The 10367-nt window shown below is 64.7% G+C and carries 7 protein-coding genes; 4 read left to right on the forward strand and 3 right to left on the reverse strand.

All coding sequences use genetic code 11. From position 1 onward, the window contains the following. Positions 1–115: 115 nt before the first annotated feature. Complete coding sequence (locus tag AC13FW_RS19070; protein WP_482990115.1) at positions 116–2221, reverse strand: M13 family metallopeptidase; 2106 nt, start codon at positions 2219–2221, stop codon at positions 116–118. Between the two features lie 321 nt (positions 2222–2542). Between AC13FW_RS19070 and AC13FW_RS19075 the strand changes: the two genes are divergently transcribed. After that, positions 2543–5488 carry a bifunctional diguanylate cyclase/phosphodiesterase gene (locus AC13FW_RS19075; RefSeq protein WP_482990116.1) on the forward strand — a complete coding sequence of 982 codons (2946 nt, stop codon included), beginning with the start codon at positions 2543–2545 and terminating at the stop codon, positions 5486–5488. Here the strand turns inward: AC13FW_RS19075 and AC13FW_RS19080 are convergent. Beyond that, positions 5480–6382, reverse strand: a complete 903-nt coding sequence (locus AC13FW_RS19080; protein ID WP_482990117.1) for a LysR family transcriptional regulator — start codon at positions 6380–6382, stop codon at positions 5480–5482. The genes AC13FW_RS19075 and AC13FW_RS19080 overlap by 9 nt on opposite strands. A gap of 98 nt (positions 6383–6480) precedes the next feature. Here AC13FW_RS19080 and AC13FW_RS19085 point away from each other — a divergent pair, with 98 nt between their 5' ends. Next, positions 6481–7278: a DODA-type extradiol aromatic ring-opening family dioxygenase gene (locus tag AC13FW_RS19085; protein WP_482990118.1), complete on the forward strand. Its 798-nt coding sequence runs from the start codon at positions 6481–6483 to the stop codon at positions 7276–7278. A gap of 190 nt (positions 7279–7468) precedes the next feature. After that, positions 7469–9115, forward strand: a complete 1647-nt coding sequence (locus AC13FW_RS19090; protein WP_282271877.1) for a Na+/H+ antiporter — start codon at positions 7469–7471, stop codon at positions 9113–9115. A gap of 182 nt (positions 9116–9297) precedes the next feature. On the opposite strand, the gene AC13FW_RS19095 is transcribed toward AC13FW_RS19090, so the two are convergent. Next, the gene (locus AC13FW_RS19095; protein ID WP_296252501.1) at positions 9298–9546 is read right to left on the reverse strand and encodes a DUF3297 family protein; all 249 of its coding nucleotides are present in this window, start codon (positions 9544–9546) and stop codon (positions 9298–9300) included. A gap of 130 nt (positions 9547–9676) precedes the next feature. On the opposite strand from AC13FW_RS19095, the gene AC13FW_RS19100 reads away from it, so the two are divergent. After that, entirely contained in the window at positions 9677–10219 is a 543-nt protein-coding gene (locus tag AC13FW_RS19100) for a DUF6630 family protein (RefSeq protein WP_482990119.1), read from the forward strand. Positions 10220–10367: the final 148 nt, after the last annotated feature.

Here is a 10367-nt window from a genome sequence, read left to right on the forward strand (position 1 = left end):
GGCAGGGGCTTTATCGGGAATGCCTCTTGCCGAGCATGGCTCGGCACTACCGCCAGCAGCACCGCAACCCCTCCCCAGCCCTCCCCTTCGCTGCGCGAAAGGGAGGGGGTTCCATTTACCAGACCTTCACCCGCTTCTCAGGTGCCAGATACAGCTTCTGGCCTTCCTTGACCTCGAACGCCGGGTACCACGCATCCACGTTGCGCACGGTCAGTGCACGGAACTGGCCCGGTGCATGCACATTGGTCAGCAGTGAATTGCGCAGTGCCTGTTCACGCGCCTTGCTGCGCCAGGCCTGGGCGAAACCGAGGAAGAAGCGCTGGTCCGGGGTGAAGCCTTCCAGCGTCTGTTCCTGCTTGCCCTGCAGTGACAACCGATACGCGTCATACGCGGTACCAAGGCCAGCGACGTCGGCGATGTTCTCACCCAGCGTCAGGCGACCGTTGACGTGTACGCCCGGGAACGGCTCGTAGCTGTCGAACTGCATCGCCAGCGCATCACCGGCGGCGTTGAACTTCTTCAGGTCGTCCGCCGTCCACCAGTTGTGCAGCTTGCCGGTCTCATCGAACAGCGCGCCGGCATTGTCGAAGCCGTGGCTGATCTCATGGCCGATCACCGCACCGATGGCGCCGTAGTTGATCGCATCATCAGCGGCGCCGTCGAAGAACGGCGGCTGCAGGATGGCTGCCGGGAATACCAGGCGGTTCTCCAGCGGCACGTTCATCGCATTGATGGTCTGCGGCAGCATCGCCCATTCACTGTGGTCGACCGGCTTGCCGAGTTTGGCGATGTTGCGCTGGTATTCGAACAGCGAGGCGCGCTGGGCGTTGCCGAGTGCATCGTCCGGCTTCACTTCCAGTGCACTGTAGTCACGCCACTTGCCCGGGTAGCCCATGTCCACCTTGAGTCCGGCAACCTTGGCCTTGGCGTGCGCCTTGGTTTCCGGTGACATCCATTCCAGCGCATCGATGCGCTTGGCGAAGGCAGCGATGATGTTCTTGGCCATTTCATCGGCGCGCGCCTTGGTGGCGGCATCGAAGTGGCGCTCGACGTATATCTTGCCAACCGCCTCGCCAACCGCGGTGTTGGTCTCGGCCACCGCACGCTTCCAGCGATCGCTCTGCTGTGGGGTGCCGCTCATCGCGGTGCCATGGAAGGCGAAGTGGGCATCGGCGAAGGCCTTGGGCAGGTAGGTGGCTGCCTCATCCAGCGCGTGGAAGGCCATGTAGTCCTTCCACACATCCAGCGGCTCGCTGGCGACCAGCTTGGACAGGCCGGCCACGGCCTTCGGCTGCCAGACGATGAAGTCCTGCTGGGCTCCCAGGTTGGCGCCTTCCAGGAAGGCCTTCCAATCCATGCCCGGTGCCTTGCCGGTGAGGTCGGTTTGCTTCCAGGCGTTTGCGCCCTTCTGCACGTCGTTGGTTTCTTCCTGGGTGGCGTGGGCGCGGGCGATCTTGGTTTCCAGCGCGACAATGCGCGCCGCCTTGGCGGCCGCATCCTTGTCACCGGACAACTCCAGCAGCTTGGCTACATAGCCCTCATAGGCCTTGCGCAGTTCGGCCATGCGGCCGTCCTGCAGGTAGAAGTCACGGTCGGGCATGCCCAGGCCGCCCTGCACCAGGTAGGGCGCGTTGCGATCGGGCTGCAGCAGATCCACCGATACCCACACGCCGAACAGGTGCGGCGTGTAGAAGTTGGTGGCGTTGAGCAGGTCCACGTCGGCACGCAGGCTGGCACCCAGGGCCTTTGCCAATGCTGGCTTGTCGGCAATGCCGGCGATGGCCTGCAGCGCCGGCTGCACCGGCGCGATGCCGCGCGCTTCGATGCCGGCTTCGTCCATGAATGCGGCGTAATAGTCACCAATCTTGCGGACTTCGCCGGGATTGGCCTTGCCGGCTTCTTCCATGATGGCGCGGGTGTCGGCCAATGTTTTCTCTGCGATCACATTGAAGCTGCCATAACTGGAGCGATCGGCGGGTATCTCGGTGCGCTGCACCCATTGCCCATTGGCGAAGTCGTAGAAGTTGTCGCCGGCAGCGACGCTGCGGTCCATGCCGTCGGCATCAAAGCCAAAGCTGCCCAGCTGCGGTTTGGCAGCACTGCTGGCGGGTGCGGGTGTCGCGCTGGTATCAGTGGCGGGCGCGCTGGCGTCCTTTGCGCAGCCGCTGAGGGCAAGTGCGGTGCCGATTGCCAGTACCAGGAAGGAACGTTGCAAAGCCATGACGGTATCCGGAGGATGTGTATGACAAGTCTAGACCTCGAACCCCGTTCACAAAGATATTGATTCTGGCACTTGACGGATGTGCACAAGTGCGGGGAATGCGAGAAAATTGGTCACGCACTCTTCACGCCGACGGTGATTGTGCTGCATGCTTGAGCGAACGCGCTGCACGTGGTGTCTGGGGAGACATTGGCAGGGTGGAGTATGTGGTGTTCGCATGCGACCGTTGCAGGTCCCCACCTGCCGGTTCCTAGTTGTAGTGATGCCAGGACCAACATACGCAATGCCAGCTTTCCGCCTACTGATACGTTGGACTCACCGGTGACCCGGACGCCGGCTCATCCATTGCGGGTCATGATCATTGCCGGCGTGGCGGTGGGTTTGCTGTTGGCAGGCGGCATGATCAGCATGTTGTGGAACGACCGCAACAGCAGGCTTGAAGCCGCGCAGCGGCAATCGGCGGCGCTGGCCAGCGGCAGCAGCCGCTTGCTGCGCGCGCAGCTGGTCACATGGGAGCGCGCATTGCGCGGCACCGCCAGCGATACCCGGGAGTTCTATCGACAGGTGCCTGACCAGGCGCCTGCCTTGTTTGAGGCCAGCGTGCGCGGCGTGCTGGAGCGCAACCAGGACCTTGCGTCCATCACCTTGGTGGATGACCGTGGCGTGCCGTTGTCGGCAGGGGTGGGCGACCTCACCTTGCAGAGCTGGGTGGTTCCGGAAAACCGCCTGCTCAACGGTGGGCTCTACCTTGGTGCCCTCGAGCAGACAGCCGACAAACATTGGGTGCTGCGTGCAGCCCTGCAGGTGCAGCCAGGCCAGTGGCTGTTGACACGGGTGCGGCTGGGGGCGTTCCAGGAGGTCGTCAGTGGCCTGGATCTGGGCCGCGATGGCACTGCGTCCATTGGCAACCGCTACGGGCAGTTGCTGGCCCATAGCCGTGACCCGGAACGTCTGGTTGGCAATCCCTTGACGCGGCCGATGCGGGTTCTGCCGCCGTCGCCGACGGTGATGAAACGCGGTGTGGTGACCAGTCCTTATGACGGTGAGCGCCGCATCGCAGCGGTCAGCGTTCCAACAGATTTCCCGTTGAGCCTGTACGCCTCACTGTCCTACCGCGAGGTGATGGCGGGCTGGTATCTGCTGCTGTATGCCTCCATCGGCATCTATCTGCTGTATCTGACCGGTTTTGCCTATCTGATATATAGGGTTGACCGCAGTACCCGACACCAGCAGCAGCTCAGCGAAGAGCTGCAGGCAGGCAATGCCGAACTGGCATTGGCCCACGAAGTCGGCAAGGTTGGCACCTGGTCCATCCATGGCGAACGACCGATCGTGTATTGGTCGGCGCTGACCCAACAGATGCTGAGCCTGCCGGGGCGCAGCACTTCGCTGGAAGGATTTTTGACGCGGGTGCACGAGGAGGATCGCGCCTGGCTCAACGACATGCTGGTGCGTGCCTTGGCCGGCAAGGGCGCCTTGAACGCGATGTTCCGTTTGCGCAGCGGCGATGGTTTCCTGCGCTGGCTGTCCGCGCGCGGTGAGCTGGTTGACGATGCCGGTGACAGCAAGCGTCTGGCTGGCGCGGTGGTGGACATCAGCGAACGGGTCAACACCGAAGCGCGTGCGCAGGAGGCGCAGCGCCAGTTCCGGCTGGTGTTCGATCGCAACCCGGCGCCGTTCTGGATCTTCGACCTGATCACCCTGCGCTTCCTGGAAGTGAACCAGGCCGCGATTGATCAATACGGCTATAGCCGCGAAGAGTTCCTGGCGATGTCCATCCTCGACATCCGTCCGGCAGCGGAATGGGATGAGATCCGCCAGACCGCCGGCCGTGCCTTGAGTGGTGATCTGCTGGGGCTGCAGATCAGCACCCACCTGCGCAAGGACGGCAGTGCCTTCCACGTGCAGGCGCATTTCGCCAAGCTGGAATTTGCCGGCCGCAATGCCTGCCTGGTGCTGGCCGAAGATGTCAGCCAGCGCCTGCGCTACGAGAACGAGCTGGCCTATCGCGCCAGTCACCATGCCGGCACCGGCCTGCTGACCGTGCGCGCGCTTTCCGAGCGCCTGGATGCGGGCAGCCGCGGCTACACCATCGCCCATGTGCAACTGCGTGGCCTGCAGATGATCACCGATACCCTGGGACGTGATGCCGGTGAAGAGGCATTGCGCGCGGTGTCGGTGCGGCTGGGCGGGCTGGCCGCCCGCCATGGCCTGCTGGCGCACCAGCCGGCCGAAGACTTCGTGCTCGCGATCGAAGGCGAGGGCGACCCACAGATGGCGCTCAACGCCTTGTTGGCGGCGGTGGCCGAGCCCATCCGCGGCCGCGATACCTATCACCAGCTGGAAGCACGCATCGGCGTGGCCAGCTGCCCGCGGGACGGCGAACTGGCCGAGCAGGTGCTGGGCCGCGCGGCACAGGCCGCGCACGCTGCGCGTGAAACCGGTGTGGCGCTGCTGCACTTCCATACGGGTATGGCGGCGCATTACACCGAGCGGCTGCAGTTGGCCGGTCGCATCCACATGGCCATCGACCGCGGCGAATTCCTGCTGCACTTCCAACCCATCATGGATGCCTCCGAAGGCAGCCCGGTGGCGCTGGAGGCCCTGCTGCGCTGGCCGCAGGCCGATGGCAGCTTCATCGCGCCGGCTGATTTCATCCAGCTGTGCGAAGACACCGGCCTGATCATCGCGCTCGGTCGCTGGGTGATCCACGCTGCCGCACGCGCGCAGAAACAGTTGTCTTCCGCGGGTTGGCAGCACCTGCCGATCGCGGTGAACGTCTCTGCGGTGCAGCTGTTCAACAGCGACCTGGTCGGCGAGTTCAGCCGTGCCATGCAGGACCACGGCCTGGCGCGCGGTGCGCTGCAGATGGAGCTCACCGAGAGCGTGCTGATGCGCAATCCGACCCAGGCGCTGCAGACCCTGGGCCACCTGCATGCCAATGGCGTGGGCGTGGCGCTGGATGATTTTGGTACCGGCTTCTCCAGCATGTCCTACCTGCAGCATCTGCCGCTGGATTCGCTGAAGATCGACCGCGGTTTTGTCAGCGATGTCGAAACAAACCCGCGCAACGCCGCCATCTGTCGTGCGCTGCTGTCGCTGGGCCACAGCATGGGCTTGTCGGTGATCGCCGAAGGCGTGGAGACCGAGGGCCAGCGGCGCTGGCTGGCCGCGCATGGCTGCGACCAGGTGCAGGGCTACCTGCTGGGCCGGCCGATGCCGCTGGAGCAGGTGCTGGCGATGCTGGAAGGCAGCCACTCAAGCTGAGCGGTCGGCGTCCTCGTCCAGGCATTCGACCAGGTAGTCGATGAAGCTGCGTACCTTGGGTGCCAGGTGGCTGCGGCTGGTGTAGACCGCATAGATGCCGATCGGCGGTACTTCCCACTGCGGCAGTACCGGCATGAGGCGGCCGTCGGCAAGTGCCTGGTCGATGATGAAGTCGGGTTGGGCGATGATGCCCATGCCGGCGATGGCGGCCTCGCGAAGCACCTCGCCATTGTTGGCGCGCAGGTGCGGTTGTACGGGGATGCTGACTTCACCCTCTGGTCCCAGCAACTGCAGTGCCTCGCCGGCGGCGGAATAGGTGTAGGCCAGGCATTCGTGCGTGGCCAGATCCTGCGGGGTGGTAGGTGTGCCGCGTCGGGCCAGGTAGGAGGGCGCCGCGCATAGGCGGATGTGGACTTGCCCCAGGTGCCGGGCAATCAGGTTCGGGGCCGGCTGGCGGATGATGCGGATGGCCAGGTCATAACCTTCCTCGACCATGTCGACCAGGCGGTCGGACAACTGCAGGTCAAGCTCCACCTGTGGATAGCGCGCGCTGTAGGCTGGCAGCAGTGCACCGAGCCGGGCGATGCCATAGCTGACCGGCGCATTGATACGCAGCCGCCCGGATGGCTGCAGCGCCTGTGCACCAACCGAGGCCTCCAGCTCGTCGAACTCGGCCAGCAGCTGCACGCAGCGCTGGTAGTAGGCGGCACCGGTGCTGGTCGGGCTGACCCGTCGCGTGGTGCGGTTAAGCAGGCGGGTGGACAGGCGCTTTTCCAGCGCGGCAATCTGACGGGTAACCGCGGCGGTGGAGATGTCCAGGGCATCGGCGGCGGCGCTGAAGCCATTGCGCTCAACCACCGCGACAAACACCCGCATGGCATCGATGGTGTCCATTGTTCCCGTTTCCGCAATAAAACGTTGCTGGTGAGATTATTTGTTGCCGGAGCCCCAGACAATAACCTGCACGCTCCAAATCCTTCAGGGAGCCCACGATGCGCAGTTCGCTGCCTTCCCTTTACATCTCGCATGGTTCACCGATGACTGCCCTGGAGCCGGGGTTGGTGGGGCCGCGCCTGGCGGAGCTGGCTGCCGGGATGCAGCGGCCGCGCGCCATCGTCATGGCCTCGGCGCATTGGCTGGGGCATGCGCCACAGGTATCGGCAGCGGCCGAGCCGGAGACCATCCATGATTTTGGTGGCTTCCCCGAGCCGCTCTACCAACTGCAATACCCGGCGCCGGGCGCCCCGGCGCTGGCCCAGGAGGTGGCCCAGCGGCTGGCCGATGCCGGCCTGCAGCCGGGCATCGACCCGCAGCGCGGGCTCGATCATGGCGCCTGGGTGCCGCTGCGTTACCTGTATCCGGAGGCCGACATCCCGGTGCTGCAGGTGTCGATCCAACCCCGGCTCGGCCCGAAGCACCAGTTCGCGCTGGGCCGTGCACTGGCGCCGCTGCGTGAGCAGGGCGTGCTGCTGATCGGCTCGGGCAGCATCACCCACAACCTGCATGACTGGCGCAATTACCAGGACGGCAAGGAAGCGCCTTACGTGCGCCCGTTCATCCATTGGGTGGAGCAGAAGCTGGAGGCCAACGACCTGCCGGCCATGTTCGACTACCGCCAGCAGGCGCCATTCGCGGCCCAGGCGCATCCCACCGACGAGCATCTGTTGCCGCTGTATTTCGCGATGGGCGCAGCCGGCAGCGACCAGCTGGGCGCACGGCGGATCGATGCCGGCATCGACATGGGATTCCTGGCGATGGACATCTACCGCTTCGATGGCGAGGCGCAATGAGTTTGGCAGGTGAGCGCTTGGCGTGAAGCGATGCACGCCAAGCCAACTCGCCCTGCGTGGTGCGATTGCGCGCGATCATCGAGCACATCGACGACAGCATCGCCTGATTGCTGTGGTAATTTCCCGGTATTCATCCGCCACTGCCAGTGTCGGCAGCCTGCTGTCGTGGTAGTGAATCCGTGGAACGGGCATGCACACGATTGAAGTAGTTCTGGCGATGCTGGTGGCGGTTGTCGCCAGTGGCTATCTGGTAAGAATCCTCCCCTTCTCATTGCCGTTGCCCTTGGTGCAGATCGGCTTGGGTGCGCTGATTGCAGGCGTGTTCAATCGCGGCCATGCGCTTGAGCCGGACATGTTCTTCCTGCTGTTCCTGCCGCCGCTGCTGTTCCTGGATGGGTGGCGCATTCCCAAACAGGGCCTGTTCCGCGACAAGGGCGCGATCCTGGAGCTGGCGTTCGGCTTGGTGGTGTTCACCGTGCTCGGTGCCGGACTGCTGATCCACTGGATGATTCCATCGATGCCGCTGGCGGTGGCGTTCGCACTGGCGGCGATCATCTCGCCGACCGATCCGGTGGCAGTCAGCGCGATTGCGTCACGCGTGCCCATTCCCAAGCGGCTGATGCACATCCTGGAAGGCGAGTCGCTGCTGAACGACGCCTCCGGCCTGGTCTGCTTCCGCTTCGCGGTGGCGGCGGTGATGACCGGTTCGTTCTCGCTGGCCGAGGCATCGTTGACCTTCCTGTGGGTCGCTTTCGCCGGCCTGGCGATTGGCGTGGCGGTTACCTGGAGCGTGTCCACCTTCCAGCGTTGGTTGTGGCGCAGTTTCGGTGAGGAGCCGGGCGCGGCGCTGCTGGTCAACCTGCTGATTCCGTTTGCCGCCTACCTGTTGGCGGAAGAACTGCACGCATCGGGCATCCTCGCCGCGGTGGCCGCGGGCGTGACCATGAGCTACGTGGAGCTGACCGGTCGCATCAGCGGCAGCATGCGTGTGCAGCGCAACGCGGTGTGGAACATGGTGCAGTTCAGCTTCAACGGCATCATCTTCGTGCTGCTGGGCGAGCAGCTGCCGGGCATTGTCGAGCGTGCGATCGAGACCATGTCGGTGACTGGCCATCACAGCGCGTGGTGGCTGTTGGTCTATGTGCTGGCGATCAATGCCGTGCTGGTGGTGCTGCGACTGGTCTGGGTATGGCTGTCGCTGCGCTGGAACCTGTTGCGGGCACGGATGCGTGGCGAGAAAGAAACCACCAGTACCTCGTGGCGGGTGGTGCTGGCGATGTCGGTGGCCGGCGTGCGCGGCGCGATCACCCTGGCCGGCGTGTTGACCCTGCCGCTGATGATCCCCGGTGGTGAGCCGTTCCCTGCGCGTGACCTGGTGATTTTCCTGGCGGCGGCGGTGATCCTGGTATCGCTGGTCGGTGCCAGCCTGATGCTGCCGCGCCTGCTCAAGGGCCTGGAGCTGCCCAAGGACGATGACAGCCGGCGCGAGGAAGACCTGGCCCGCAGGGCCTCGTCCAAGGCTGCGTTGGCAGCAGTGGAGAAGGCACGACAGGCCCTGGTCGAAGGTCAGTCCACCAGTTCCGTGCAGCTGCTCAACGACGCTGCGGCGCGGGTGAGCCTGCTGTACCAGCGCAATCTGGAGAAAGGGCAGGGCCCGGACGAAGACCCGGAGAAAGTGCGGCGCATGGAACAGGCCTATCGCAGCCTGCGTAGCGCCGGCTTGAATGCCGAGCGCGAGGAGCTGTTCCGGCTGACCCGGCGCGGGCAGGTATCGGATGAGATCGCGCGCAAGCTGATCCGCAATCTGGACCTGCTGGAGACCCGGCAGAGGGATTGAGGGTGGTTTGGGGGGCTCGTTGGATTTGCTTGTTAGAAGCTTCCCCTCACCCCAACCCCTCTCCCGTGAACGGGAGAGGGGCTAAAGCACTAGCAGCCCACGCATATCTGGCCCCTCTCCCGCCTGCGGGAGAGGGGTTGGGGTGAGGGGAGGCTCCTGGCTAGAAATGCAGCCCTTGGCTCTTAAACGTTCTTCAACTCAAGAAAATACGGCTCAACCGTACCCTTGATCTTCAGCGTCATCGGGTTGCCACGGCGGTCGCGGGCCTTGCCGGCCTGCACGCGGATCCAGCCTTCCTGCACGGAATACTCTTCCACGTCATCACGCTCGATGCCGTTGAAACGCACGCCGACGCCGCGCTGCAGCGCTTCGGCATTGTGGAACGGGCTCTGCGGGTTGACCGCCAGATGATCGGGAGGGGTATCGCTCATATCAATGCTTCAGTGAAGGCCACCGTGGCCCTCTTCGGGGCGCAAGGATAACCGCTGTGGCGTGCCAAGGCTTTCGCTGGCACGCCGCTGGCGGCAGAATGCGCGCCAATCATGTAGTGGAAACAGCCCCATGCCCGACAACAGCGCCGATTACGAAGACTCTGACGAACTGCAACCGGATTTCGACGAAGACGACCATCCGGCGCGGGTCTGGAACCTGCTGTGGCTGATCAACCCGGGTGATGAAGACGCGGCGCTGCAGCAGTTCGATGCCTGGCGCGAAGCGCGCGCGGGTGCCGAGGACGACGCCAACGACGAGCAGTGGCTGTGGGACCTGAAGGATGCCATCGACTGGCGTTCAGGTTTTTATGTGGACTGGAAGGACACCGATTCCTTCGTCGCGGCACTGGACGAAATGGCCGCGCGCTGGAATCTGAACATCGCCTGGGGTGGTGACTTCGACGACGAAGACTTCACCGACGACCTCGACGTACCGATGCTGATGACCACCGCCCATGACCGCCTGCGCGAGCACGGCTACACGGTGTGGAACTGGAATACCGGTGGCGATGCCTATGCCGGTTGGGTGGCACTGAGCCGCGACGACGAAGCGATGCTGGCGCTGTGCTCGTTGCTGGGTGTCGAAGTGCGCCCGGGCAGCGACCCGTTCTAAGCCCGCAGCAACGGTAGCGCCGAGCCATGCTCGGCTGGGGCTGTACCGATAGACCAACCGGTAGTGGGGGGGGGGGCGGGGGCGGGGGGGGGGGGGGGGGGCGCGGGGGGGGCGGGGGGGGGGGGGCGGGGCGGGGGGGGGGGGGGGG

The organism is Stenotrophomonas sp. 21LCFQ19 (genome assembly GCF_056861425.1).

Bases quoted from the DNA above. Each gene is read 5' to 3' on its own strand.
- AC13FW_RS19070 (WP_482990115.1), bottom strand. From the start codon at position 2,221: ATGGCTTTGCAACGTTCCTTCCTGGTACTGGCAATCGGCACCGCACTT.
- AC13FW_RS19085 (WP_482990118.1), top strand. From the start codon at position 6,481: ATGCGCAGTTCGCTGCCTTCCCTTTACATCTCGCATGGTTCACCGATG.
- AC13FW_RS19100 (WP_482990119.1), top strand. From the start codon at position 9,677: ATGCCCGACAACAGCGCCGATTACGAAGACTCTGACGAACTGCAACCG.
- AC13FW_RS19095 (WP_296252501.1), bottom strand. From the start codon at position 9,546: ATGAGCGATACCCCTCCCGATCATCTGGCGGTCAACCCGCAGAGCCCG.
- AC13FW_RS19080 (WP_482990117.1), bottom strand. From the start codon at position 6,382: ATGGACACCATCGATGCCATGCGGGTGTTTGTCGCGGTGGTTGAGCGC.
- AC13FW_RS19090 (WP_282271877.1), top strand. From the start codon at position 7,469: ATGCACACGATTGAAGTAGTTCTGGCGATGCTGGTGGCGGTTGTCGCC.